Source organism: Propionibacterium sp. (genome assembly GCF_047719395.1).
In the GTDB taxonomy this organism is placed as follows: domain Bacteria; phylum Actinomycetota; class Actinomycetes; order Propionibacteriales; family Propionibacteriaceae; genus Propionibacterium.
In genome coordinates this window covers 1-25,719 of the sequence record NZ_JBDNTB010000043.1, presented here as the reverse complement: position 1 = coordinate 25,719, position 25,719 = coordinate 1, and the positions used below count along the sequence as shown (strand labels likewise).

The following is a 25,719-nucleotide window of genomic DNA, read 5'->3' as shown; positions in this document are numbered from 1 at the left end:
CCCCCCCTCCCTCACCACAAACCCCCCCCCCGCCCCCGCCCGCGCCCCCCACCACACCCCCCCCGCGCGGCGGGGGGCGCCGATACCCCCGCCCCCCCCGGGCGTGGGCCCATGGTCACACTTCGGTTGCGCTGCAGGAGGGCTTTCAGGCCGCGGCCCTGGTCTCCTTCAGCTTGCCGTGCTCGATGCGCAGTCGCCGCTGGGCACCTTCGGCGACGCGCGGGTCGTGGGTGACCATGATGACGGTCAGAGAGTCCTCGTGCCAGCGTTCCATCAGCAAGGTGAGGATCTCGTCGCGGGTGCCCGTGTCGAGATTTCCGGTCGGCTCGTCGGCCAGCAGCACCGTCGGTTTCTTCACCAGGGCTCTCGCGATGGCGACGCGCTGCTGCTGGCCCCCGGAAAGCTCGCTGGGCAGGTGATCCGCCCGGTCCGCCATCCCCACGCTCTGCAGCGCTTCCGATGCCCGCTGGCGACGCTCGGCACTGGAAACGTGCTGGGGCACGAGAGCCATCTCCACATTCTCCAGGGCCGACAGCGTCGCGATGAGGTTGAAGTTCTGGAAGACGATGCCGATCCGCTCGGCACGTACCCTGCTGAGCTGGCGCTCCCCCGCCTTCGCGAGCTGGATCTCGCCGAGCTGCACATCGCCGCTGCTCGGCACGTCGAGGGCCCCGAGCATCTGCAGCAGGGTGGACTTCCCACCACCGGTCGGCCCCTCGATGGCGACCATCTGGCCGTCTGGGATGTCGAGGTTCACGTGATCCAGGGCGGTCACCGGGTGGCGTCCTGAATAGGTTTTCGTGACATTGCTCAGGGTGTACATCACTCCACGCTCCTCAGTGCCGCAGCCGGACGAAGCCTGGCGGCGCGCCAGCCTCCGATGATTCCGGCGAGCAGACCACCGATGAGTGCCGCCACGAGCCCGACAAGGATCGCCTCGACGCTCAACGGGTTGTGCAGGACGACATTGACGGCGGTGCTGGCTCTTTCAGCGGCACCGCCACCCGTCGCGCCCATGCCCCCTGGTGCGGCACCGGCGGTGGGCATGCCCGCCGGAGCTGCTCCACCGGCGGCAGCCCCGGAACGGGCGCCTCGCACCGAGAAGCCACCGCTGGATCCGGACAGCGTGATGCCCATCTTGTTGAGCACGAGGATGGACACCAGGCCCAGGACGATGCCAGCGATCGCGCCGACCGCGGCACGCAGCAGGGATTCGACAGCCACCTGGGTGACCACCCGCCGATTCGACCAGCCGATGGACTTCAGCGTGCCGAAGTCGCGGGTGCGCTGGTTGACGCCCGAGACGGTGAACAGGATCGCCAGCCCGAAGGCGACGGCCAGCACACCGATGGACAGCCACTTGCCGAGCGAACCGACCAGCGTTGCCGCGGAGGACAGCGAACCGGTGACGCTCTCGGCAAGGGTCTTGTCGGTCGAGACGGTGGCCGAGGGCAATGCCTTGCCGATCGCGGAGGCAACCGAATCGACCTGACCGGAATTCGCCGCCTGCACGTAGATCTCGTTGATCTGGCCGGAGAGGTTCGCGACCTTCTGCGCGGTGTCCAGCGGCAGGAAGATGTCGGAGACAGTGCTCGCGGTGGAGTCCACGATGCCGACCACGGTCATGTCCGTGCCGCCGACCGACACCGTCGAATTGAGGGCGAGGCTCTTCGTCTTTGCATAGGTGGACGAGACCAGGGCCACATTCTGGCCGTTGTCACTGCTTGCCAGCGTCCGACCGGAGGAAACGGTCGTGGTGGACAGCGGCCCGAGGGTGGACCCGGGGGTCACACCGGTGACCGTCGTGCTGTTGAGATTGAACTGGCCACCCCCGAAGCCCCGTTCACCGGAGCTCCTGGAACTGGAGCCGGTGGGTTCGGCGCTCGGGGCTGCGCTCGAACCTGACGTGCCCTCGGCGCCGATCTGGCCGTTGAAGGTGGTCTGCTCGAGCACCAGGGCCGAGACGGCGTTGGAGACACCGCTCACCTTCTGGACGCTGGCGAGCTGGGAATCCGCGAACACCTCGTTCTCGCGACTGGCACGGAGCGAGGTACTGGAGACCGAGGTGTTTCCCTGCGCGTCGCTGTTGCCCGCCCCCTGCCCGAATCCGAAGCTCTGGTTGGATGATGCCGAAGTGCTGGGTCGTTGCGTGACGGTGATGTCGGTTCCGACCCCATAGACAGATGCGAGCACCTGCGACTGGGCATTGGAGACTCCTGCCGAGACCGAATTGACGACCATCAGCAGAGCCACGGCGATGGCGAGTCCGACGGCGACCACGATGGTCTGTTTATGCCGTCTGGTGAGCTCGCGCCGAGCGTAGGTCAAGAGCATGACGCACGGCTCCTCTCTTGGGTTCTGCAGGTCATGCTGGTGTGCCCGGTTGTGTGGGAACTACCGGGAAACTGTGGCCCCGCTGTGCTCTGTTGCGGCATCCCAGGTGGGCTTGCCCCTTCGCATGCCGGGTTTGAGAAGGTCTAACGTGAAAAGGACCAGAAGTTGTCCGAAGGAGCACGCTTCATGTCTGACACCATGCTTGCCGAGCGTTTCTACGCACAGGATCGCAGTATTCATCTGGAGGAGATTCCGGTTCCTCATCCGGGCCCGGGCCAGGTCGTCATCAAGGTCGAGTACTGCGGGATCTGCCATTCCGATTTGAGCCTCATCAGCGGAAAATTCCCGCCCTCCCTGCCGGTGGTCACCCAGGGCCACGAGGCCAGCGGCACCATTGTCGAGATCGGCGCTGGGGTGACCGGCTGGAATGTCGGGGATCGTGTCATCCCGTCGGCCGGTCAGCCCTGTATGAAATGCCGCAAATGCCGCCGCGGTGATTTCGCCAATTGTCTTCACCTGCATCTGATGGCCTTCGCGTATGACGGCGCCTGGGCGAAATATCATGTGACTTCTGCGATGGGATTGACCAAGATTCCCGACAATGTCCGGATGGATCAGGCAGCGCTGCTGGCCGATGCCGTGTCCACCCCCTATGCCGCGGTGGTGCGTACCGGCCAGGTGCACCCCGGCAATGCGGTGGCTGTGTGGGGCGTCGGAGGTGTCGGCAGCCATCTGGTGCAGCTGGCTCGTATCGCCGGAGCGGTTCCGCTGATCGCCATCGACCTCAATGACGAGGTACTGGCCAGGGCGAAGAGGCTCGGCGCCGACTCCACCTTCCACTCCGACGATCCGGATCTGATGAAGAAGATCGAGGATGCCACCCATGGCCGCATGATCGATGTGGCCTTCGACGCCGTCGGCATCAGCGCCACTGTGCGGGCGGCGGTCGAATCGCTGGATGTCAACGGCAAAGCCGTGTCCTTGGGGCTGTCGGACCAGAACATCGACGCCGGCCCCTTCCTCGACTTCAATCTGGGGTTCAAGCAGTTGCGCGGGCATCTGGGGTACAAGAGCCAGGACATCGGCGTGCTGGCCGAAATGCTGTCCTTCGGGCGCTTGGACCTTTCCGAATCGATCAGCGCAGTGGTCTCACTGGAGGAGGTCGAAAAAGGCATCACCATGCTGACCGAACACATCGGAAATCCAATCCGGATTCTCGTCAAGCCCTGAGCCACCGGAATGACAAGTCACTCATGTGACCTGTCACGATGCGGCCAACCAGGAAGCAGTGAGCTCGAACGGTTTCTTCCGGCTCGAGCCCACTGCTGGGGATTGGCTCCGGCTGTCGCGCGTCATCAGATCTTCACCTGCGAAATGATGTGAAATGTCGCCCGGAGAGTATGGCGCATTTCAGACCGCGGCCCATTCCGGGCCGTGGTCGGCAAGCTTTTCGTCGAGCTTGGTGAAGAGCGGCACCGGCTTCGAGAGCGGAGTGCCGGCAACGATCGGGCGCGACTCCCAGCGGGCCTGCTCGTGGGCATAGTCGCCCATCAGCACCGGGTAGCTCGTGGCCTGCTCACCCGCGCCCTCACTGACGGTGCGGATCTCGGGCTGCGCCGCCCAGACCCCTGTCCCGCCAAGCATCTCGAAGATCTTCTGCGCCGAATGCGGCAGGAAGGGGGTGAGCAGGGTGTTGGCATCGCTGACCACCTGCAGAGCTGTGTTCAGCACGGTGTCGCGGCGGATGGGATCGTCCTTGAGCTTCCAGGGCTCTTGCTGGGAGATGTACTGGTTCGCCTGTGCGGCCACCCGCATGGCCTCTGTGATCGCGGCGCGGAACTTGCACTGCTCGAGCAACGCACCGACGGTGTTGAAGGCCTCCCTGGATGCAGCCAGCAGCGCCTCGTCGTCGGCGGTGAGCTCATGGGCCTCGGGAATGGCGCCATTGTTCTTGAAGGCCATCGAGACCGAGCGATTGACCAGATTGCCCCATTCATTGGCGAGTTCGTTGTTGTTGCGCCGCACGAATTCGTCCCAGGTGAAGTCGGTGTCGCGATTCTCCGGGCCGGCCACGGCGATGTAGTAGCGCAGCGCGTCGGGGCCGAACTCGCGCAGGAAGTCGCCCACGTAGATGACCACACCCTCGGAGGTGTCCACCTTGGAGCCCTTCATGGTGAGGAATTCCGAGCTGACCACCTCGGTGGGCATGTCGAGGGTGCCCAACCAGTGGCTGGGCGTGCCGCCGCGGCTGCCCTCGCCGTTGAGGCCGAGCAGCATGGAGGGCCAGATCACCGAGTGGAAGACGATGTTGTCCTTGCCCATGAAGTAGTAGGAGCGGGCCTCGGGGTCCTGCCACCAGTCCTTCCAGGCGTCCGGCTGACCGGTGCGCGCTGCCCACTCGATGGACGCCGAGAGATAGCCGATCACCGCGTCGAACCACACGTAGATGCGCTTCATGTCCTCGTTCTCCCAGCCCTTCACAGGGATGGGGATGCCCCAGTCGAGGTCACGGGTGATGGCGCGGGGCTTGAGCTCCTTGGCGAAGTTGTAGCTGAAGTTGAGCACATTCGGGCGCCAGTCCTGGCGCGAGTCGAGCCAGGCCATCAGCTGCTCGGCGAGGGCGGGCAGGTCGAGGAAGAAGTGAGTGGTCTCGACGAATTCGGGCACCTCACCGTCGATGCGGGAGTGCGGGTTGATGAGATCGGTGGGGTCGAGCTGGTTGCCGCAGTTGTCGCACTGGTCGCCGCGAGCCCTGGGAAATTTGCAGAAGGGGCAGGTGCCCTCGATGTAGCGATCCGCGAGGGTGCGCCCGGTGCTCGGCGAGAGAGCCCCGAGCTGGGTCTTCTCGATGACATAGCCGTTGGCGTACAGCGTGCGGAAGACCTCCTGCGTCACGGCTTCGTGATTACGGGTGGTGGTGCGGGTGTAGAGATCGTAGGACAGCCCGAGGCCCTGCAGGTCGTGCACGATGACGTCGTGGTACTTGTCGGCGGTCTGCTGCGGAGTGAGGCCCTCGGCCTCGGCCTTCACCTGGATCGCGGTGCCGTGCTCATCGGAACCCGAGACGAGCAGCACCTCGTTGCCCGACATTCGCATGTACCTCGCGAAGACGTCGGAGGGAACTCCGAATCCGGAGACATGACCGATGTGACGAGGGCCGTTGGCATAGGGCCAGGCGGCCGTCGCGAGGATGTGGGCGCACATAGGGCTCAGGATAGCGGCCGTCAGGGCGTGCCCTCCGTAGCCGCTGACGCATCTGGGCCTGGGAGCGGCGGTGGGCACGGGCCCATCTGCGGCAGCACCCGCACAATCGGCAGCCACAGCGTGGGCACCCGATGTGCGGGCAGCACAGCCGGTCAGAGCCCTTTGTGTGACTGTCACAGGAAGCGGATGGGCCCGGAGAGCGGCGTCACACCGAATACAGCCGGGGAGGACAACTCCACGGATCTGTCTGGGACCATGGCAGGGTGCTCATCGCGCCCAGCTGGCAAGTCGCGCTTTCCGTCGTGCTCATCGTCGGACTGGGAGTGGCGGCGTCCTGGTTCGGGCATCTGGGGCTCGGCAAGGCCATCGTCTGGGCGAGCACCCGAGGCGCCATCCAGCTGCTCGCCATCTCTTTCATCGTGGTGGTCTGCATCCATCAGCTGTGGAGTGCCGCGCTGTTCGTCCTGGCGATGTTCGCCGTGGCCGTCCGCACCACGACATCCCGGGTGGAAGTCCGGCGGGCCTGGTTCTGGTCGGCGCTGAGCATGGCGGCCGGCGTGGTACCAGTGCTTGCCCTTGCCTTCCTCCCCCGCGCCGCACCCTTCAACGGCTATTCGCTGCTGCCGATCGGTTCCATCATCATCGGCAACATGATGACTGCGCACACCCTCAACGGGCAGCGCGTCTTCCCGGCATTGCGGGCAGGCCTCCCCAGCTATGAAGCCGCCCTGTCAATCGGCCTGCAACGCCCAGAGGCCCTTGACATGCTGATCGATCCGGTGCGCCGGGACGCGGTCATTCCCGAGATCGACTCGGTGCGCACCACAGGCCTGGTGACCCTGCCCGGCGCCTTCATCGGTGTGCTGCTCGGCGGTGGCACACCTTTGCAGGCCGGTGTCGCGCAGCTGCTCGTGCTGGTCGGCATCCTGACAGGTCAGATCCTCACCGTGGTCACGATGGATGTCTTCATCCGCCGGGCGCTGCTGCTGCCCGAGGATCTCGCCACACGGCTCCTGCCCTGAGTCCTCCGCCGCACCGCCTTCCTGACGATATGGTCATTCCGGCGTCTCCTGAAAGGGACTGGCATGGCTGATGAAGTGGAATTCACCGTCCACGACGGAGTGGGACATGTGATTCTGCGTCGCCCGAGAGCGCTCAACTCGCTCACCGCGGCGATGATCCACCAGATCACCGCGAGGCTCATCGCATGGCAGACAGACCCCGCTGTCAAGGCCCTGGACATCAGCGGTGAGGGGCGCGCCTACTGCGCCGGGGCCGATGTGCGCTGGATGCGCCAGGTCATTCTCGACGAGGGCGTGGACACAGCCCTGCGCTTCCTGGACGACGAGTACGCCATGGACCGCCTGATCACCACCTTCGGCAAGCCGATCACCACCCATCTGCACGGCGTGAGCATGGGCGGTGGCCTGGGCCTGGGCATGCACGGCACCCATCGGATCGCCGCGGCCGATCTGGCCATGGCGATGCCCGAGACACAGATCGGGCTGTGGCCCGATGTCGGCATGCTCTACGAGTTGTCCCGGCTGCCCGGCGAGGTCGGCACCTGGATGGCGATGACCGCCACCACGATCGACGCACCGACAGCCCTGGCGGTCGGGCTGGTCGACGAAGTCGAGGGCCTGGATACAGCATCGGCCTTCAACCACTCGTGGATCGACGAAGCCTTCGCGGGCGACGATCCGAATCGGATCACAGCCCAGCTGGAGTCAAGCGCCGATGAACGGGCGCGCGAAGCGGGTGCCATGATCCGGACGCGCTCTCCCCTGTCGGTGGCCGTGGCTCTGGCCGGTGTGCGACGCGCCGCGAAACTGCCCGACGTGGCCGCAGTGCTCGCCCAGGACTCCGCGATAGCGCACGCCATGCTGCGCGACTGCGACTTCGTGGAGGGCGTCCGCGCCCAGCTGGTCGACAAGGACCATGACCCGCACTGGGCACTGCCCCGCTTGGAGGACGTCGACCCGGTACACGTCCAGGAGATCTTCGCCTGAGCCCTCAGGCCACCTCCGACCCGATACCCCTGGGCTCTCGCGGGTCGAGGCTGCCGGGCGCCCGGGAGGTGTCCTTGAGGCTCACGCCCGAGGCGCCCAGCGCACGGGCCCCGTCGACCAGGGAACTCGCGATGCGGGCAGCCGTGGCATAGGAGAGTCCCTCTGGCGGGTGGATGTTGGAGATGCAGTTGCGTTCGGCGTCACTGCGCCCTGGCTTCGGGTGATAGGTCAGGTAGATGCCGAGGCTGTCGGCCACCGAGAGGCCGGGACGCTCCCCGATGATCACCAGAACCGTCTGCACGCCGAGCGCCTGCCCGATGTGGTCGCCCATGGCGACGCGCGCCTGGGTGGCGATCACCGGTGGCGCGATCGTGAACCTTCCGTCCAGCGCCGCGACGAGCGCGCTGACCATGGCCGTCCCGTGGTCGACCAGCGCACGCGGCGAGAGGCCGTCCGCGAGCACCAGTCCGATGTCTGCACCGCCATGCGGCAGGCCTTCGAGAGTCTCCGGAGAGCGGCCGAGATCCGGACGGCGCAGGTATTCGCCCCGGGTGCGTGCACTGGACGAGACGCAGATCGGCTTGCCCAGGCCGAGTTCAGCGATGCCCGCGGCGAAGGAGTCCACATCGAGCGGCTGATGGACCGCATCCCTGGCGGCGGCGGGCGCCGCCGAGAACTCCAGCACCCGCGAGGTCGGGAGTGAATTACCGGCACGACCGAGGCCGATGCGGGCCTGGGTGGTGCGCCGCAGCGCATCCCAGGGATCGAGCGCCTCGCGGGAATCGGGCGAATCGCATGGCTCGCGTGCATCGCGCGGGTTGGGTGCGGAAGTCATCGGGCTCCTCCGGTGATTGCGAGCAGCGGTGGCGCCGCGAGGTCGACCGGGAGGATGCGACCCGTGTCGTCGGCCATGCCCAGTTTGGACAGCCAGGTCTCGAATTCCGGCGCCGGCCTGAGGCCAAGAACCTGACGAGCGTAGAGCACGTCATGGAAGGACAGGCTCTGGTAGCCCAGCATGATGTCGTCCGCGCCCGGGACCGCGATCACGAATGCCACCCCCGCCGCGCACAGCAGCGTGAGCAGGGTGTCCATGTCGTCCTGGTCGGCTTCGGCGTGGTTGGTGTAGCAGACGTCGACGCCCATCGGCAGGCCGAGCAGTTTCCCGCAGAAATGGTCCTCCAGGCCGGCGCGGATGATCTGCTTGCCGTCGTAGAGGTATTCCGGGCCGATGAATCCGACGACGGTGTTGATCAACAGCGGCTCGAGTCTGCGGGCCAGGCCGTAGGTGCGCGTCTCGAGGGTCTGCTGGTCCACCGGCTTGCCGTCGGTGCCGATGTGGGCTCCCGCCGACAGCGCGGAGCCCTGCCCCGTTTCCAGGTACATGACATTGTCACCGACGGTTCCGCGGTGCATGGAACGGCCGGCCTCCATGGCCTCGAGCAGCATCGGCACCGTGACGCCGAAGCTGGTGTTTGCGCTCTCGGTGCCAGCTATGGACTGGAAGACCAGATCGACGGGCACTCCCTTCTCGATGAGGTCGACAGTGGTCGTGACATGGGACAGCACGCAGGACTGCATGGGGATGTCGAAGCGCTGACGCAGGTCGTCCAGCTGGTACAGCAGGGTGGCGGTGGTCTGGGGAGAGTCTGTCGCCGGGTTGATCCCGATGACCGCATCGCCGCTGCCCATCAGCAGGCCGTCCAATGTTGCGGCCGCGATGCCCACGGGGTCGTCGGTGGGATGGTTCGGCTGTAGCCGGGTGGCCAGCCGGCCCGGCAGGCCGATCGTGGTGCGGAATGCCGAGGTCACCTGCATCGCCGAGGCTGCCAGGATCAGGTCCTGGTTGCGCATCAGCTTGGAGACGGCGGCGACCATCTCGGGGGTCAGGCCCGGCGACACCGCCGAGAATCGCTTCGCGGAGTCGGGGCGGGTGGCCGTTTCCAGAATCCAGTCCCGGAAGCCACCGACCGTGAGGTGGGAGACCGGCGCGAACGCGGCCTCATCGTGCCCGTCGATGATCAGGCGGGTGACCTCATCGGTCTCATAGGGCACCACCTGGTCGTTCAGGAAGGTCGTGAGGTCAACCTCGGAGAGCGCCCATGCAGCGGCCGTGCGCTCCTGGCCACTGGTCGCCGCGCATCCGGCCAGCTGGTCACCCGACCTGATCGGGGTGGCCTTGGCCATCAGCTCGACCAAGCCATCGAATGCGTGTGTGCTGCCACCCAGGGTCTTGCGGTAGACCGTCATCCGAGTTCCTCCTCCGCCCTGGCGAGAGCGGCAAACTCCTCGTCCGGTGATCCGGCGACCAGGTGATGACGACTGTAGAGACCGAAGTAGGCCATGAAGGCCGCGAACACCGCGACGCACCACAGGGCAGCGGTGGTGTCCACCAGGAAGGTGGCGATCACTGCCAGCACGGCGACCACGAGGGCGAAGCCTGTGGTGGCGATGCCGCCCGGAGTGCGGTAGGGGCGCTCCATGTTGGGCTCGCGCAGACGCAGCACGATGTGGCTGACCATCATGAGCACATAGCTCAGCGCCGCACCGAAGACCGCCATGTTGAGCAGGAGTGCGCCCTGACCGGTCAGCGAAAGGATGAAGCCAATGATGCCGGGAACGATGAGGGCGAGCATCGGCGCCTTGCGTCGGTTCGTCAGTGACAGCGTCTTCGGCAGGTAACCGGCACGCGACAAGGCGAACAACTGGCGCGAGTAGGCGTAGATGATGGAGAAGAAGCTGGCGATCAGTCCTGCCAGGCCGATGTAGTTGACGACCTTGGCCGCGCCGCTGGTACCGAGCGCCTGCACAAGCGGATTGGATGATGCGGACATGGCGTCAGCCCCACCGGCACCCGTTGTCAGGAACAGCACGACTCCGCAGGTGATCATCAGGGTGACGATCGCCGCGATGATCCCGCGGGGCACATTCTTGGCCGGATCCTTGGTCTCCTCCGCCGCGAGCGGGACGCCCTCGACCGCGAGGAAGAACCAGATGGCGAATGGGATCGCGGACCAGATGCCGAGGTAGCCGAAGGGCAGGAACGACGATGCCCCGGCCGCACTCGTCGGTGCGATGTTGGTGAGGTTGGCCGGATCGAACTGGGTGGCGGCAGCGATGGCGAAGATCAGCAGACCGACCAGGGCTATGGCGGTGATGATGAACATGATCTTGAGCGCCTCACCGGCACCTGAGAGGTGCACCCCGATGAAGATCACGTAGGCGGCGAGGTAGATCCACCAGCCGTCCTTGATGCCGAAGATCCCGAGGGACTGCACATAGCCACCGATGAAGGTGGCGATGGCCGCGGGCGCGATGGAGTACTCGATCAAGATGGCGGTGCCGGTCGCGAATCCGCCCCATGGGCCGAGGGCCCGTCGTGCGAAGGTGTACCCGCCGCCGGCCGCCGGAAGCGCCGAGGACATCTCGGCCATGCCAAGGACCAGCGCGAAGTACATGCCGGCCACGATGACTGCGGCGATCAGCAGGCCACCGAAGCCGCCCTGTCCGAGACCGAAGTTCCAACCCGAGTAGTCGCCCGAGACCACATAACTCACACCGAGACCGGCCAGCAGCAACCATCCTGCGCTGCCTGATTTCAGCTGGCGCTTCTCCAGGTAGTCCTTTGACTTCACATCTGACTTCACAACTTGTTTCAGCAAGGTCGTCCTCCGGTCTTTCGATGTGAGCTCATTCACGGCCCAAGTCACTGCCCACATGGTTCAAGACCCATGTGTTCCAGGGCCGGGCAGTTGACGCGAAGGGTCGATGCCCGAGGCTAGGCCGCGGCAGTGACTGGGAGATCACGTTGCTGTTTCAATCAGATTTCACCTGACCTGCTCCCTCCAGTCCGGTCCCGAGCGACCCGAACCGGAGGACTGTCGGTGGTGCAGCTCGGTGGTGCAGCAGAGCGATCGCCCGGGCCCGTGCGGAGCAGATCCGAGCGATACGCCGTGCAAGCAGTGCGATCTGATCGCCGAGAACGTCAACCCCGGGTGGCTCGGAGGAACTGGTCCTGGGACATCGCACCGGTGGCCGTGGAGGAAGAGGTACTTGGTGCAGTGGCTCACGCCACTGGTCCAACAGCGCAGTGGCTCACGCCACTGGTCCAACAGCGCAGTGGCTCACGCCACTGGTCCAACAGCGCAGTGGCTCACGCCACTGGTCCATCAGCGCAGTGGCTCACGCCACTGGTCCATCAGCGCAGTGGCTCACGCCACTGGGATCGCCCCGGACTGTCGTGTGCCCTGGGTGAACAGCAGTCGCCAGCGGGAGCGGCCCAGGGAGTCGTCTCGCACCCACACCGAACTGCGCAAGCTGGTCTGAGCCCCACTGACCGTCCGCCAGCGGAGCAGCACAGAATCCGGGCCGAGGCGGCTGCTGCCCAGCACCTCGAGCGTGGTGGTGGCGCCCAGCGGCGCAACGTCGGCCAGCAAACGGCTGCGTGTGAAGATGCGTCCACTGGAGCCGTGTTCGACGAAGTCGGGGTGCAGAAGTGCCCGCAGCTGCGCCGGGTCGGCGCGCACGGCATCGGTGAGCAAGGAACGCTCAGCAGCCCATACCTCCTCGAGGTCTGTATCGAAGAGCGGCACAGGCGCCTCCGCCCCAGTCGGTGAGTCCGCGGAAGGTGCGCACTGCGAGAATCCGGCCCTTTCAGCACTGTGCGACCCAGACACCGGTGCCCCGGTGACATCGCCCTTGCCATAGCCGGGCCCCGAATCAGGCTCTTCGCCTCGCTGGAATGCGAGGGCGGCGCCATGGGCACGGGTGTCGGCAGCCTCGTTGAGGCGATGCCCGGCATGGCCCTTGACCCATTCGAATCTGATGTCGCGCCCTTGGATGGCCTCGTCGATGGCCTGCATGAGCTCTACGTTCATGACAGGCTTGCCATCGCGTTTGACCCAGCCCTTGCGCTTCCAGCCGGGCATCCACCTGGTCACGGAGTTGATGACGTACTGCGAGTCGCACAGGATGCGCAGCGGCTGGTCGGCGTCGACCGCGGTGGCGCGCAGCAGATCGAGCACCGCCATGAGCTCGCCCATGTTGTTCGTGCCGTGCGGCCAGCCCCCGGACGCCCAGTGCTCGTCGTCGATGTACCAGGCCCAGCCCGCCGGACCCGGATTGGACAAGGAGGAACCATCCGCCGCCGCTGTGATCACCGGCCCATTGTGCCCGACGCCACGGACGTGCCGTCAGCCTGCAGGGCCCCGGCGGCATCACGATGGACACGAACGGCACGACCAGATCAGCCGGTCCCGAGATCGAAGGCACCGGGCAGCAGGACGCTCATCGCGACAGGGCCATCCAGGGCGTCGACGAGACAGTCCGGGCCGCCCAGCTCGAACAGGATCTGGCGGCAGCGCCCGCACGGCGTCACCAGACCCTGCGGGCCGAAGCAACTCACCGCGACCAGGCGCCCCCCTCCGGTTGCGACGAGCGAACTGACCATCCCGCACTCGGCGCACAGCGTGAGCCCAAAGCTCGCGTTCTCGACGTTGGTGCCGACGACGATGCGCCCGTCATCCACGAGTCCGGCTGCGCCCACCGGGAAATGTGAGTAGGGAGCGCGGGCGTGGCTGCGGACCTCCTGGGCAGCGGTGCGGAGCCGCTCCCAGTCGAGCACCGACGGCACGGCAGGAGCCGACACTGCGCCTGAACCCGTCGGTGGAGTGTCGCTCGACTGCGGATCCATGGGCTTGACCCCTCCCTCGTCCGTGATGAAGCCGGTATGCGACAGACCCTATCCACCACCGAGGCCGGCACCTGCAGCGTGCAGGAACTGCCCCACGTTCACCCGCATGGCTGCGAAACGACCGGAACAGCCCACCGTGTGTCAGATGTGGCACGGGTTCTCGTCGCCATACCTGCCACGTCATGAGCTTGCGCCGACCCGAACCGTGGCATAGGAACGACACATGGCCACAGTCATCCTCGTCCGCCACGGGCGCACGAATGCCAACGCCGACGGCATCCTGGCCGGGCGAGCATCGCAGGTCCACCTCGACGCGAGCGGATGCGAGCAGGCGACCCGGGTCGCCGAACAGCTGGCCGTCGTCCCCCTGGTCGCCGTGGTCTCGAGTCCTCTGGAGCGTTGCCGACAGACGTCGCAGATCATCGTCGAGCACCAGGCCGGAGCGCCCCGGAGCGAGATCGAACCGGCCATCACCGAGTGCGACTACGGGCAATGGCAGGGCCGGCGGCTGAACGAACTCGCCAAGGAATCGCTCTGGTCGCTCGTCCAGCACCAGCCGTCTGCGGCCGTCTTCCCCGGCGGCGAATCCCTCGCCGCCATGCAGGCGAGATCGGTGGCCGCGATCCGGCGCCTCGATGCGGCCCTGGAGGCAGAACATGGCCCCGGGGCGGTCTGGGCGGCAGTGAGCCATGGCGACCCCATCAAGTCCGTCCTCGCCGACGCGCTGGGCATGCACCTGGACCTGTTCCAGCGACTCACCGTCGATCCGGGATCGATCTCGATCATCCATTACGGACAGCAGCGCCCACAGGTGATCAGAGTTGACATGGTTCCGGGCGATCTGTCATGGCTGCGCAACGGGCTGCCCGGCACCGAGGAGGAGGTGGGCGGTGGGGCAGGTCCGCAGACAGCGGTTGAGACCGGCGTCCACGCGCCTAGAATTCATTGACATGCTGGCCACCGTCCACGATTTCGACTGGCCTGACCGGACCGTTGTCGGCACTGTCGGTCCGCCGGGGTCCCGAACCTTCTATCTGCAGGTGCGCCTGGGCAGAAAGATGATGAGTGTCGCGCTCGAGAAGGAGCAGTCCGCCCTGCTTGCCGACAAGATCGACGAGTTGCTCAACGAGCTCATGGCCCAGGACGACAACGTCTTCAACGTGCCCTCCGATGTTCCCCCCGAGCTGATCGACAGCGCTCCCCTGGAACAGCCCGTCGACGAGGAGTTCCGAGCACGATCCATGGTCCTGAGGTGGGATCCCACGACTGCGGTGGTCGTGATCGAGGCCTATCCCTTCGCCGATCCCGACGAGGGCGACTTCGTGGCCGAATCGCTCAACATGAAGGGGATCCGTGCGCGGCTCCCGGTCGGTGCCGCGCGAGCCTTCGCCAGACGAACGCACCAAGTCGTCCGGGAGGGTCGGCCGATCTGCCCGATGTGCGGGCAGCCGATGGACCCGCAGGGACACATCTGCACCCCGCCCGAGGACTCGTGACCCTCCCTGACCCCGACGTCGGTTCCGGTGAACTCGACCTCATCGCACCGATCCCCACCGCCTCGAACGGCACGTACCTGGCGACGATCGAGGGAATCCCGGTCGTGTACAAGCCCGTCTCCGGGGAACAACAGCTGTGGGACTTCCCCGACGGGCCCCTCGCCCATCGCGAGATGGCCGCCTATCTGGTCTCGGAGGCTCTCGGCTGGGGCGTCGTGCCCCGCACCTGGTTGCGCGACGGGCCTCTCGGAGCGGGCATGGTCCAGCTGTGGCGCGAACCCGATCCCGAGCAGGATCCGGTCGACCTCGTCAGCTCCGATGCGGTCCCCGACAAGGGTTGGCGTCACGTGCTGACTGCCCAGGACAGCCGCCACGGAACGGTGGTCCTCATCCACGAGGACTCCCCCGCACTGCGCCGGATGGCCGTCTTCGACGTCGTGGTGAACAACGCGGACCGCAAGGGCGGCCACATCCTGGCCATGCCCGACGGGCACCGGTACGGCGTGGACCACGGCCTCACCTTTCATGTCCAGCGCAAGCTGCGCACCGTCCTGTGGGGTTGGCTCGGCGAAGAACTGGACGACGAGGAGATCGCGGGCGTCGAACACCTTCGGTTGAGTCTGGGAGCCGGTCTCGGGCAGGCCCTGTCGGGACTCCTCAGCGCTCCTGAGATCGTCGCCCTCGACGAGCGTTGCCAGGGGTTGTTGTCCGAGCATCGTTTCCCCGCCCCCGACGGGCGCATGCCGGCAACGCCGTGGCCGCTGTTCTGAACAGTGGCCGGTCTGTGCCCCGGACGGTGGCCGGCCCGCTCGCTTCCCCGATCACTGGCTTTGAGGCGCCCCGCAGCTGCCCCTAGCGGGGCCACCACGTCTCGTCGAAGCTGTCATGGCCCACCCCCCAGGCACCAAAGCCGTGGCGCTCATCAAGATAGGAGCCGACGACTGCGGCGCCAAGATCGTTTGCGTCGGGGGTGTCCACGGCTCCACCGACTCTTCTCGCCATGGCATCGAGGAATCGGGCCAGGCCGGGGTCCTCGCCGAGACGGAAGAACGTCGTGTGGGCACCCCGGCGGGTGGCGACGTCGAGTTCTCGCACGGCGAGCGCAATGGTGAGCGGCTCCGGCGGGTAGCTGAAGAACGGCTCGCCACTGGGCTCGAGGTGTGCAGTCGGTTCGCCGTCGGTGACGACCAGCAGCACCGGTTGGGCGCTCGGGTGCCTGCGGAAGTGCTGGTTGGCCAGCAGGAGGGCATGGTGCAGGTTGGTGCCCTGTTCGGACACGATGTCGAGACCGATGAGGTCTTCGATCCTCATCGCCCGTGCGGAGCGGCCGAAGCCGATGATCTGCAGGTCGTCTCCGCGGAAGCGGCTCGTGATCAGGGTGTGCAGTGCCAGCGCCATCCGCTTCATCGGCACCCAGCGGCCCTCCATCGCCATCGAGAAGGACGTATCGACGAGCAGCGCGACGCACGCCTGGGTACGCGCTTCCGTCTCCTGGACCTCGACGTCGCCCATCTCGATCGCCACGGACGTACTCGCCGGGACGCCCTCGGCAGCCCGGCGGGTGATCGCGTTGGTGATCGTACGGGTCACGTCCCACGGTTCGACGTCACCGAATGCCCAGGGCCGGGTCGCCCCCGAGAAGTCGCCGGCGGGGCCGGCCCGACGGATGTCATGGCCCCCCTGACGACCTGACAGCTGTTCGCCGATGTCCCGCAGCAGGTTCTTCCCGAGCCTGCGCATCGCCCTGGGCGCCAGCTTGTACTGGCCATCGGGGGTTCGCCTCAAGAGACCGGAGTCGCGCAGCGCACGCTCGAGGCGCTGCAGGGTACGCGCATCGACCACCGCGTCCGGGCCGAGCTGACGGGCCAGCTTCTCCAGATCCAGATCGTCGAGTTGAGAACCCTGGTACGACTGTGCGAGCTGCTCGGCCAATTCGTCGAGGTCGGCGATGTCCTGGAGCGCGCCTGTTCCGTCGCCGAGGCCGAGGCCCTCCCGGCCGTTCATGCTCTCAGAACCACTCCAGTCCTCCTGCGGCCTCAGCGAACGCAGGCTGGCATCCAGGCGGGACAGCGACGACATGAGTTCTGGTGAACCGAAGGCCTGCGTGGCGAGGGATTCGAGCTCCTGGCGTTGCTCGGCGCTCATCGAATTCCACATGCGCTGTGCGGCCGCCGTCCGCTGGGCGAGCGTGTCCAGCAGTTCGTCGATGTTTTCTGGTCGCTCGGGGAAGTACTGCCCGTGCCTGGCCATGAACTCGTCGAACTGCTGCTGGCTGTCCTCACCCCGGGCGTGCGCGTCGAGCAAGTCGTTGAGGTCGCCGAGCATCTCGCCGATCGCCGCGCGATCGGCATCCGTCGCGTTCTCGAGCGCCTGCTTCATGCCGGCGAATCGCTGGTCGAGCAGCTCTCGGCCCAGCAGATCCTTGATCCGCTCGAAGTCCTCCCGGGCGTCCTGGCTGTGCCACGTGTAGTCGTTCAGCTCACTCACCGCAGCCGCCGGGGACGCCGGCAGGTTGTCCAGTTGCATCTGGGACAGCGCCCGCTCCACATCGTCCAGCTGCGCATCGCGGGCCAATTGCCTGCGCTCCTCGAGGACGGCACGGTCCAGCAGCTTCCTGACCTCCTGGAGGGTGCCGTCGAGGTTGTGCCCTTCGGTCAGCTCCCGGCGACGCTGCGCGACCCGCCGTGCCAGGTCGTCGAGACCGGTCTGCCCGCGCCCACCGCGCCGCAGGAACTCGCGCATCGCCCGCTCGGGAGAGTAACCGGCCATCACGTCCTGACCCATCGCGTCGAAGGCCTCGCGGATGTCGACGGGCGGGGCCAGCGGATCAGGGCCCTCGGTGAACCTGCCGTAGCGAGCCCGGCGGGTCAGACAGCGATCCTGCCTAGCCATACAGCGTCTCCCCGTCCTCGACCTCTTTGCCCACCTTGCGGGCCAGGAAGAGGCCCTCGAGGGCCAGCTCGATCGCGGCTGCCCGCTCGGCGTCGCTGGTCGCGCCGAGGCGTTCGCAGATGTCGTCGTAGAGACCGGACCCGTCCAGGCGTGGCAGCCCGGACAGGAAATCGCGGGCCGGCACCTGCATTCCGGTCGTCACCACGTCGCCGCCCCCGAGCGCGTTCGCGAGTTCATCGAGGTCGACGCCCCGCAGCCTGGCGCCCACCGTCTCCGCCGTGGCGACCCGGAGCAGGTGGTCGAGGATCTCCTCCTCGCGTCCCTCGTCGCCGGACTCGAACTCGATCTTGCCCCCGAGGACGTCGACCGCCGCCTCGAGGTCCACAGGGCGGGCCATGGCTTCGTCCTCGCCCTGCCGCGCCGCACGATGGATTGCCGCAGCGGCAACCGTCTCGGCCCCGGCGATGGCGAAGCGGACACTCACGCCGCTGCGCTGGTCGACCGAGTTCGAGACCCGCAGCGCGCGGGTGAACCGGGCGAGGATCTCCACGATGTAGTCAGGCGTGTTCGAACCGAGCGCCGCCTCCTGGCGGATCACCGCCACCTCGTCGGAGAGCCGCAGCGGATAGTGGGTGCGGATCTCGGCGCCGAAGCGGTCCTTCAACGGGGTGATGATGCGACCGCGGTTCGTGTAGTCCTCAGGGTTGGCGCTCGCCACGACAAGGACGTCGAGGGGCAGCCGCAGGACGTAGCCGCGAATCTGGATGTCGCGCTCCTCCATGACATTGAGAAGTGCCACCTGGATGCGTTCGGCGAGGTCGGGAAGCTCATTGATGGCCACGATCCCCCGGTTGCTCCGCGGCACGAGCCCGAAATGGATCGTCTCGGGATCTGCGAGGCTACGCCCCTCGGCGACCTTCATCGGATCGACGTCGCCGATGAGATCGGCCACACTCGTGTCGGGAGTGGCCAGCTTCTCGACATACCGCTCGTCCCGGTGGCGCCAGGTAATCGGCAGTTCGTCGCCCAGCTGTGCGGCGCGCCGCTTGCTCGCCGCCGTGATGGGGGCATAGGGATGCTCGCCGAGTTCGGACCCTGCAATGACGGGGGACCATTCGTCGAGAAGTCCCGCCATGGTGCGCAGCAGGCGCGTCTTGCCCTGTCCGCGTTCGCCGAGCAGCACGATGTCGTGACCGGCAATGAGCGCACGCTCCACCTCGGGGATGACCGTGGACTCGAAGCCGTGGATTCCCGGCCAGGGATTGCGGTGCTCGCGAAGTGCGGCCAGGAGGTTGTCGCGAATCTCGGCGCGCACCGTCTTCTGCACGTGCCCCGAGGCTCGCAGCTGGCCGACAGTTGTGGCGGTGGGATTCATCACCCGCTCCACGGTAACCCGTTCGGGCAGGGAACCAACGGATTCGAGAGGGTCGTCGACCGCGCCCACATTCAGTCATCGTCGTCCGGCCCCACGCAGCTGGCACAGCCTTCGCCGAACTGACTGCCGTGCACGCCGGAACGGCGCCTCCCGGCTTCATCATCCACGAGCACCCCCGGAAAACCCTCCTCGACGAGTACGTGGAATTGGTCGACGATCCTGCAACCCGTCGGCGGCTCCTTCACGGCCTCGGAAACAGGCGGCACCGGAGTGGACATCTCGGAGCATGTCCACAAGAACTCTTATCGTCTCCTTGTCAGCTGGGACCCAGACCACAGATCCGGAGAAGAACTCATGACCAGTAGCAGGCACACGACCAGTGCATCGCCTCGAAACGCTCGGATCGGGAAGAGCCCTACGAAGCGCGCTCCGGAGCTGACCTGCTCGAGCTGCGGGGTGATCGCATGCAAATCTGCGGATGAGGACCGGTATCCGAGGTTCTGCCTCACCACTCGTACGAGTGGAGAACTCTGCGACGAGGCATTTTCCTGCTACACCGGAAATGAGGAGGAGGGCCGGATCTCAAGGGTCTCGGCCGGGATCGAGGGCGAGTTCTACGGTCGCATGACACGGGTGGAAGAGACCATCGAATTCATTCACCGAATGGGCTACAAGAAGATCGGTATTGCAACCTGCGTCGGATTGTTGGACGAGACCAAGATATTTGTCCGTATCCTGGCAGCCCACGAACTCGACTATTTCGTGGTGGGTTGCAAGGTCGGTGCCATCGACAAGAGCGACATCGGCGTCCCCGATTCGCAAAAGCTCAATCGTGGTAGCGGGCACGAGTCCATGTGTAACCCAATTCTCCAGGCGAAATCGCTTGAAGCCCATCACACGGATCTCAACATCCTGATAGGCCTTTGCGTCGGACATGACACTCTCTTCATCAAGCACTCGGCGGCACCGACGACAGTCATGATTGTCAAGGACCGAGTGCTCGGTCACAATCCGGTTCAGGCGCTGTACCTTGCAACTTCTGGATACTCACGATTCAAGGAAGAACTGTCGTGACACCCGTGCAATGGGTCCAGCCACCTCCCGACGCGATCATCACCATTCGCATGGGGACGCCCTCACCGCGCTGAGGCAGGCTGCGGCTCGTGATGCGGAGTCGGAGTCGACGAGCTGACCGTGGTGCTCGGCGGTGTGGCACCCACGACTCTCAACACGACTGGGCGGCCCGCAGCCATGCCTGCGCAGTGCTGATGATCTCACCCGTCTCGCGCTGCCAGTGGGGCTCTTGACCCCGGTAGGGCCCGGTGGCAAGTGAGATCGCCACCGCGGCGGCTCGCAGGCGCAGTTCCACCGGATCGACGCGCTGGTCGAAGACTTCGAGCAGCCGGGAGCGCAGCATGCCGAGCCGCCGAGCCTGGACCGCGTTCGTGTGCTGCACGGTCGACAGGTGCGCGAGCAGGCAGGCCAGGTCGTCCACCCGCCTGCCCGGGCCGCAGGCGTCGATGTCGAGCAGGCCGACCACCCTGCCAGCGCTGAGGTGAATCTGGCCCTCGTGGAAATCCCCGTGGGTGACTTCATTGCCCGCCGGGATGCCACTCAGACCCGCCTGGACGGTGGTGACCAGCTGCTCCAGACGCGCTGCCTCGCGGGGCAGCTGGCTGGCCACCATGGTGGCATAACGGCGCACTGCATCGCTCCACGCCGTGCGGCGGGGCATGTCCACCAGACTCCTCGGAAGGGCATCGAGGAGGGCCACGAGTTGTTCCCCGGCGATCACCGGTGGCTGCTCGAACAGCAGGTGTGCCATCGACTGCCCGGGCAGAGCAGCCGTGATGACCAGGTTCTCGTCGGTGACGGCGAGCAGCACGGGCACCGGAATATGGCCTCTGGCCAGCATGTCCAGACGGGCGACCGCCTGATTCACATGCCGTTCCGCCAGCGCCTTCACGTAGAACACGGCGGCGCCGCCATCCACCTGCACTCTGACCACGGCGTGGCGCCGGGGCCGGTAACTCACCACATGGAGGTCCAGCCGCGAAGGATCCACCGGCGGGCCGATGAGCCCGTATTCGGCCAGCACCCGACAGGCCGATTCCGCCACCGTTATCCGGGCGAGCCCCGGAAGGTCCGGGTCGTCCGGGTACAGCCAGGCTGCAACCTCACGTTCCCCGTCACCGAAGACCCCGGCGAGACGATCGTCCTCGCTGAGGCCACCGGCACGGGCAGTGAGGCCCACGATCTCGGTGCGTACGCCCTCGCCCCATCGAACCTGGCAGGAGTAGGTGACCGTGGTGGTGCGGCCGGGCATGACATCGACGTGGTCCAGCGCGGCGCTGACCAGGCTGCCCTGGTGGGCGGAGAGCACGGCAGAGAGGAGGTCGGCTGCCCCCGGTCCGGTGAGCAGATGCGCCCCGTCGAGGTCGGGCCCGGGACCGTCGCCGAACCCCACGCCATGATGGCCGATCCTCACGAATTGCCCTGACGGGCTCCCCCGCGGTCCGCACCGCTCGAGCCACCGCGCCGGTTCACCAGGCTGGGATGAGGTGCCGGGCGGTCTCGTGGCGCCTCGACAGCCGGGTCGGCTGCCGTCTGACCGGCATCGGCAGCGACCAGTACTGCCCGCAGGTTCAGCCAGGCGACCCTGCGGCCATCCATCTGGGTGACACGCATCTCGAAATCGTCGCCCACCTCGGGCGCCTCACCTTCGTCATCGTCATCGCGCTCGACAGGTTCGGCCGGCGCAAGGCGCACAGTGATGCTGTCGCCCACCGCCGGAATCTCGCCGCGCTGCGCCATGAAGTATCCCGCCACGGTGTCGTAGGGTCCCTCGGGCAGCACATAGCCGACAGCATCGGCGAATTCCTCCAAGGTGGTGAGGCCGTCGATGTCGCGCTGCTGGCGGTGCTTCCTGGTGTTGTCGTCGATGACGTCGTATTCATCGGTGATGTCTCCGACGAGCTCCTCGACGAGATCCTCCAGGGTGATGATCCCCGCAGTGCCGCCGTATTCGTCGAGGACCACGGCCAGGTGCGAGCGGCCACGGCGCATGTCGGCCAGCGCACGCGGCACCCGCACGGTTTCCGGCAGGCGCAGCACCGGGCGGGCCAGCCCGCTCACCGGCGCGTCACGCGTCTCGGGCGGAACGGCCATCAGATCGCGCACATGCACGAACCCGAGCACCCGGTCCGGCGAACCATCGATCACCGGATAACGGGAGTGCGCGCCACCCTGCACCTGGGAGACCGCCAGGGACACCGGCATCGTGCCGGGCAGGAAGTCCACCTCGGTGCGCGGAATCATCACCTCGCGCAGGCTGCGATCCCCCGCGCTGAAGACCTCGTCGACGATGTGCTTCGCCTCGGCGTCCAGGGAGTCGGCATTGATCACCATGGAGCGCAGTTCCTCGTCGGAGACCGCTTCCTTGCCCGCATTGGGATCGAACCCGGCCAGCCTGACGAGCAGATTCGTGCACACGCCGAGCGCCCAGATGAGCGGCCGGAAGATGGTGGCGACGCCGTTGACGAAGGGCGCCAGCCCGAGCGCGACCTCTTCGGGGCGCTGCAGCGCGAGCCGCTTGCTGAACAGCTCGCTGATCACGATGGAGCAGAACGAGATGAGCCCGGTGATCACGATGACGGCGAGCACGCCGGCGAAGGAGTGCGGCACACCCCACGACTCGAATGCCGGAGCCACCCAGGCCCCTGCAAGCGAGTCCGAACCGAATGCCGAGGAGAGGAAACCGGCCAGCGTCACGCCGATCTGCACGGCCGACAGGAAACGGTTCGGATTGGAGGTCAACTCCTGGATGGCCCGCCCTCGCGAACCACGCCTGGCAAGCGATTTCACCTGGGAGTCGCGCAGCGAGACCAACGCCATCTCGGCGGCGGAGAAAACCCCGCCGATGGCGAAGAGCAGGAAGATGATGACGATGGAGAGCCAGATCGGCATCTCAGCACCGGCCCCTCACGGCCGTCAGAGCACTCCTGTCGTCCTGCTCAGCACGAGCAGGAACGACACAGGGAACAGGAGGAGGCTTGGTCACCCTGCAAAGAATAGCGATCGGCCCCGCCGCCCCTGCCACCCAGCAACGAAGTTCAGCGTCGCGCTGCCGCCAGTCCATCGTCGAGAGCAGCCAGGAATTCTTCGGTGTTGAGCCACGGCTGATCGGGCCCCACCAGGATTGCGAGATCCTTGGTCATCCGGCCCTGCTCGACCGTCTGCACGCAGACCTTCTCCAGCGTCTCGGCGAACTCGACGACTTCTGGAGTGTTGTCCAGGGCACCGCGATGCTTCAGGCCACCGGTCCACGCGAAGATCGACGCGATCGGATTGGTCGAGGTGGGCTTGCCCTGCTGATGCAGCCGGTAGTGACGCGTGACGGTGCCATGAGCGGCCTCAGCCTCCACCGTCTTGCCGTCGGGGGTCATCAGCACCGAGGTCATCAGGCCCAGCGAGCCGTAACCCTGGGCAACCGTGTCGGACTGGACATCGCCGTCGTAGTTCTTGCACGCCCAGACATAGCCGCCCTCCCACTTCAGTGCGGAGGCGACCATGTCGTCGATGAGCCGGTGCTCGTAGCTGAGACCCTCGGCTTCGAAGCGCTCCTTGTACTCGGCCTCGTAGATGGCGGCGAAGATGTCCTTGAACTGGCCGTCGTAGGCCTTGAGGATCGTGTTCTTGGTGGACAGGTACACCGGGTAGTGACGCTTCAGACCGTAGTTGAAGGAGGCCCGGGCGAAGTCCTCGATGGACTTGTTGAAGTTGTACATGCCCATCGCCACCCCGCCGCCCTCGGGCATCTTGACGACTTCCATCTCCATGGGCTCCGAGCCGTCCTCGGGGGTGTAGGTGAGGGTGACGGTGCCGGCACCGGGGATCTTCACGTCGGTGGCGCGATACTGGTCGCCGAAGGCGTGGCGCCCGATGACGATGGGCTTGGTCCAGCCCGGCACCAGCCGGGGCACATTGGAGATCACGATCGGCTCGCGGAAGATGACACCGCCGAGGATGTTGCGGATGGTGCCGTTCGGGGAGCGCCACATCTTCTTCAGGCCGAACTCCTTGACGCGCGCCTCGTCAGGGGTGATGGTGGCGCACTTCACACCGACCCCGGTGCGCTGGATGGCATGGGCCGCGTCGACGGTCACCTGGTCGTCGGTGGCGTCGCGGTTCTCCATGCCGAGGTCGTAGTAGTCCAGGTCGACGTCAAGGTAGGGCAGGATCAGCCTTTCCTTGATGAACCCCCAGATGACGCGTGTCATCTCATCACCGTCGAGTTCGACTACCTGGCCCACGACCTTGATCTTGCTCATCCACTCATGCCCTTCTCGTCAACGGCTGATGTGGTCAACCTAGTGGATGGCACCGACATATTTCTGTGCTCCCAGCACCCGATCCGTGGTCCGGGTGGCCGGCAACCGATCATCACGTACCCGAACAGGGACGCACGCACCGCCTCGGACGAGGAATTCCCGGGTTGCCCGTGCCCGCAAACCCCGGCTGCGGACACGCCCGCACGTCGCTGCACGACGCACACCAGGGGCCCGCCTCCGGGCTGAGGGGACCCAGCGGCCCGTCCCGAGGGGGGCATCGTAATGTGAGAGACACACTCTCGGTGATGAGGAGATTTTTGTGAGCACTACACCCGTCAAGGTGGCCGTGACCGGCGCTGCCGGCCAGATCTGTTACAGCCTGCTGTTCCGCATTGCATCAGGATCATTGCTCGGTGACACCCCCGTTGAACTCCGCCTGCTGGAGATCACGCCCGCACTGCCCCGCCTCGAGGGCGTGGTGATGGAGCTCGAGGACGGTGCATTCCCGAATCTCGCCGGCGTCGAGATCGGCGACGATCCCGAGAAGGTCTTCGACGGCGTCAACCTGGCCATGCTCGTCGGCGCCATGCCCCGCAAGGAGGGCATGGACCGCAGCGACCTGCTGAGCGCCAACGGCAAGATCTTCACCGGCCAGGGCAAGGCCCTCAACAAGGTGGCCGCGAGCGATGTCAAGGTGCTCGTCACCGGCAACCCCGCCAACACCAATGCCCTCATTGCGATGGACAACGCAAAGGACATCCCGAACACCCAGTTCAGCGCGCTGACCCGCCTGGACCACAACCGCGCCAAGTACCAGCTCGCCAAGAAGCTCGGCGTGGGCGTCGGTTCGGTCACCAACATGACCATCTGGGGCAACCACTCCAACACCCAGTACCCCGATCTGTACAACGCCAAGGTGGACGGCAAGAACGCCTTCGAGCAGATCAACGACCAGGCCTGGTACGAGAACGAGTACATCCCCACCGTCGCAAAGCGCGGCGGCGCGGTGATCGCTGCTCGTGGTGCTTCCTCGGCCGCATCCGCCGCCAACGCCACCGTCGAGGCCATGCACGACTGGGCCGTCGGCACCCCCGCCGATGACTGGGTCTCCATGTCCGTCGTCTCCGACGGTTCCTACGGCGTACCGGCCGGCCTCATCAGCTCCTTCCCGGTCACCTGCAAGGACGGCGAGTACAAGATCGTGGAGGGCCTGGAGATCAACGACTTCGGCAAGAAGAAGATCGCCGAGTCGGTCGCCGAACTGCAGACCGAGCAGAACGCGGTCCGCGACCTCGGCCTCATCTGAGTCCGGCTCAATCACTCGATCACTAAGGTGGGGGGGGGGGGGGGGGGGGGGGCCCCCCCCGGGGGGGGGGGGGGGGGGGGGGGG

General features: G+C 66.3%; 22 protein-coding genes. 8 read left to right on the top strand and 14 right to left on the bottom strand.

The window, feature by feature from the left end:
• Positions 1-145: 145 nt before the first annotated feature.
• Together ABF648_RS08605 and ABF648_RS08600 are read right to left on the bottom strand one after the other, a co-directional pair.
• Positions 146-823, bottom strand: a complete 678-nt coding sequence (locus ABF648_RS08605; RefSeq protein WP_415631881.1) for an ABC transporter ATP-binding protein — start codon at positions 821-823, stop codon at positions 146-148.
• Positions 823-2,334, bottom strand: coding sequence for an ABC transporter permease (locus ABF648_RS08600; RefSeq protein ID WP_415631880.1), 1,512 nt, complete (start codon positions 2,332-2,334; stop codon positions 823-825). Before ABF648_RS08600 ends, ABF648_RS08605 begins: the two co-directional genes overlap by 1 nt.
• 186 nt (positions 2,335-2,520) lie before the next feature.
• On the opposite strand from ABF648_RS08600, the gene ABF648_RS08595 reads away from it, so the two are divergent.
• Positions 2,521-3,564, top strand: coding sequence for a zinc-binding dehydrogenase (locus tag ABF648_RS08595; RefSeq protein ID WP_415631879.1), 1,044 nt, complete (start codon positions 2,521-2,523; stop codon positions 3,562-3,564).
• A gap of 180 nt (positions 3,565-3,744) precedes the next feature.
• On the opposite strand, the gene metG is transcribed toward ABF648_RS08595, so the two are convergent.
• Positions 3,745-5,538: a methionine--tRNA ligase gene (gene metG / locus ABF648_RS08590; protein ID WP_415631878.1), complete on the bottom strand. Its 1,794-nt coding sequence runs from the start codon at positions 5,536-5,538 to the stop codon at positions 3,745-3,747.
• A gap of 263 nt (positions 5,539-5,801) precedes the next feature.
• On the opposite strand from metG, the gene ABF648_RS08585 reads away from it, so the two are divergent.
• Both ABF648_RS08585 and ABF648_RS08580 read left to right on the top strand, forming a co-directional pair.
• Entirely contained in the window at positions 5,802-6,560 is a 759-nt protein-coding gene (locus ABF648_RS08585; RefSeq protein WP_415631877.1) for an ABC transporter permease, read from the top strand.
• Positions 6,561-6,623: 63 nt separating this feature from the next.
• The gene (locus tag ABF648_RS08580) at positions 6,624-7,547 is read left to right on the top strand and encodes an enoyl-CoA hydratase/isomerase family protein (RefSeq protein ID WP_415631876.1); all 924 of its coding nucleotides are present in this window, start codon (positions 6,624-6,626) and stop codon (positions 7,545-7,547) included.
• 4 nt (positions 7,548-7,551) lie between these two features.
• Here the strand turns inward: ABF648_RS08580 and eutC are convergent, their stop codons facing one another.
• The 5 genes from eutC to ABF648_RS08555 all read right to left on the bottom strand — a co-directional run bounded on the left by eutC (position 7,552) and on the right by ABF648_RS08555 (position 13,236).
• Complete coding sequence (eutC, locus tag ABF648_RS08575; RefSeq protein ID WP_415631875.1) at positions 7,552-8,382, bottom strand: ethanolamine ammonia-lyase subunit EutC; 831 nt, start codon at positions 8,380-8,382, stop codon at positions 7,552-7,554.
• Positions 8,379-9,794, bottom strand: a complete 1,416-nt coding sequence (locus ABF648_RS08570; RefSeq protein ID WP_415631874.1) for an ethanolamine ammonia-lyase subunit EutB — start codon at positions 9,792-9,794, stop codon at positions 8,379-8,381. Before ABF648_RS08570 ends, eutC begins: the two co-directional genes overlap by 4 nt.
• The gene (gene eat, locus ABF648_RS08565) at positions 9,791-11,206 is read right to left on the bottom strand and encodes an ethanolamine permease (RefSeq protein ID WP_415631873.1); all 1,416 of its coding nucleotides are present in this window, start codon (positions 11,204-11,206) and stop codon (positions 9,791-9,793) included. Before eat ends, ABF648_RS08570 begins: the two co-directional genes overlap by 4 nt.
• Before the next feature lie 549 nt (positions 11,207-11,755).
• Positions 11,756-12,703 carry an RNase H family protein gene (locus ABF648_RS08560; RefSeq protein ID WP_415631872.1) on the bottom strand — a complete coding sequence of 316 codons (948 nt, stop codon included), beginning with the start codon at positions 12,701-12,703 and terminating at the stop codon, positions 11,756-11,758.
• Between the two features lie 86 nt (positions 12,704-12,789).
• On the bottom strand, positions 12,790-13,236 hold the full coding sequence (locus ABF648_RS08555; RefSeq protein ID WP_415631871.1) for a cytidine deaminase: 447 nt from the start codon (positions 13,234-13,236) through the stop codon (positions 12,790-12,792).
• A gap of 223 nt (positions 13,237-13,459) precedes the next feature.
• On the opposite strand from ABF648_RS08555, the gene ABF648_RS08550 reads away from it, so the two are divergent.
• From ABF648_RS08550 to ABF648_RS08540, 3 genes are read left to right on the top strand one after another with little or no spacing between them, the layout of a single operon-like run.
• On the top strand, positions 13,460-14,185 hold the full coding sequence (locus tag ABF648_RS08550; protein ID WP_415631870.1) for an MSMEG_4193 family putative phosphomutase: 726 nt from the start codon (positions 13,460-13,462) through the stop codon (positions 14,183-14,185).
• A 1-nt stretch (position 14,186) separates the two neighbouring features.
• Complete coding sequence (locus tag ABF648_RS08545) at positions 14,187-14,732, top strand: DUF3090 domain-containing protein (RefSeq protein WP_415631869.1); 546 nt, start codon at positions 14,187-14,189, stop codon at positions 14,730-14,732.
• The gene (locus ABF648_RS08540; RefSeq protein WP_415631868.1) at positions 14,729-15,502 is read left to right on the top strand and encodes an SCO1664 family protein; all 774 of its coding nucleotides are present in this window, start codon (positions 14,729-14,731) and stop codon (positions 15,500-15,502) included. Before ABF648_RS08545 ends, ABF648_RS08540 begins: the two co-directional genes overlap by 4 nt.
• A gap of 82 nt (positions 15,503-15,584) precedes the next feature.
• On the opposite strand, the gene ABF648_RS08535 is transcribed toward ABF648_RS08540, so the two are convergent.
• The 3 genes from ABF648_RS08535 to ABF648_RS08525 form a co-directional block, all read right to left on the bottom strand.
• Positions 15,585-17,624 (bottom strand): hypothetical protein, encoded by a 2,040-nt coding sequence (locus tag ABF648_RS08535; RefSeq protein WP_415631867.1) that lies wholly within the window; start codon positions 17,622-17,624, stop codon positions 15,585-15,587.
• Complete coding sequence (locus ABF648_RS08530; protein ID WP_415631866.1) at positions 17,617-18,999, bottom strand: sigma 54-interacting transcriptional regulator; 1,383 nt, start codon at positions 18,997-18,999, stop codon at positions 17,617-17,619. The genes ABF648_RS08535 and ABF648_RS08530 overlap by 8 nt, the downstream gene beginning before the upstream one ends.
• A 71-nt stretch (positions 19,000-19,070) precedes the next feature.
• Positions 19,071-19,277 carry a hypothetical protein gene (locus ABF648_RS08525; protein WP_415631865.1) on the bottom strand — a complete coding sequence of 69 codons (207 nt, stop codon included), beginning with the start codon at positions 19,275-19,277 and terminating at the stop codon, positions 19,071-19,073.
• 76 nt (positions 19,278-19,353) lie between these two features.
• Here ABF648_RS08525 and ABF648_RS08520 point away from each other — a divergent pair, with 76 nt between their 5' ends.
• Complete coding sequence (locus ABF648_RS08520) at positions 19,354-20,073, top strand: DUF1847 domain-containing protein (protein ID WP_415631864.1); 720 nt, start codon at positions 19,354-19,356, stop codon at positions 20,071-20,073.
• Between the two features lie 151 nt (positions 20,074-20,224).
• Here the strand turns inward: ABF648_RS08520 and ABF648_RS08515 are convergent, their stop codons facing one another.
• From ABF648_RS08515 to ABF648_RS08505, 3 genes are all read right to left on the bottom strand, one after another.
• A complete protein-coding gene (locus tag ABF648_RS08515; RefSeq protein WP_415631863.1) occupies positions 20,225-21,466 on the bottom strand; it encodes a phosphotransferase in 1,242 nt (413 codons plus the stop codon).
• A 17-nt stretch (positions 21,467-21,483) separates the two neighbouring features.
• A complete protein-coding gene (locus tag ABF648_RS08510) occupies positions 21,484-22,965 on the bottom strand; it encodes a hemolysin family protein (protein ID WP_415631862.1) in 1,482 nt (493 codons plus the stop codon).
• A gap of 146 nt (positions 22,966-23,111) precedes the next feature.
• The gene (locus ABF648_RS08505) at positions 23,112-24,329 is read right to left on the bottom strand and encodes an NADP-dependent isocitrate dehydrogenase (RefSeq protein WP_415631861.1); all 1,218 of its coding nucleotides are present in this window, start codon (positions 24,327-24,329) and stop codon (positions 23,112-23,114) included.
• Positions 24,330-24,648: 319 nt separating this feature from the next.
• On the opposite strand from ABF648_RS08505, the gene ABF648_RS08500 reads away from it, so the two are divergent.
• Positions 24,649-25,635, top strand: coding sequence for a malate dehydrogenase (locus ABF648_RS08500; protein WP_415631860.1), 987 nt, complete (start codon positions 24,649-24,651; stop codon positions 25,633-25,635).
• The last annotated feature ends 84 nt before the right edge of the window (positions 25,636-25,719 follow it).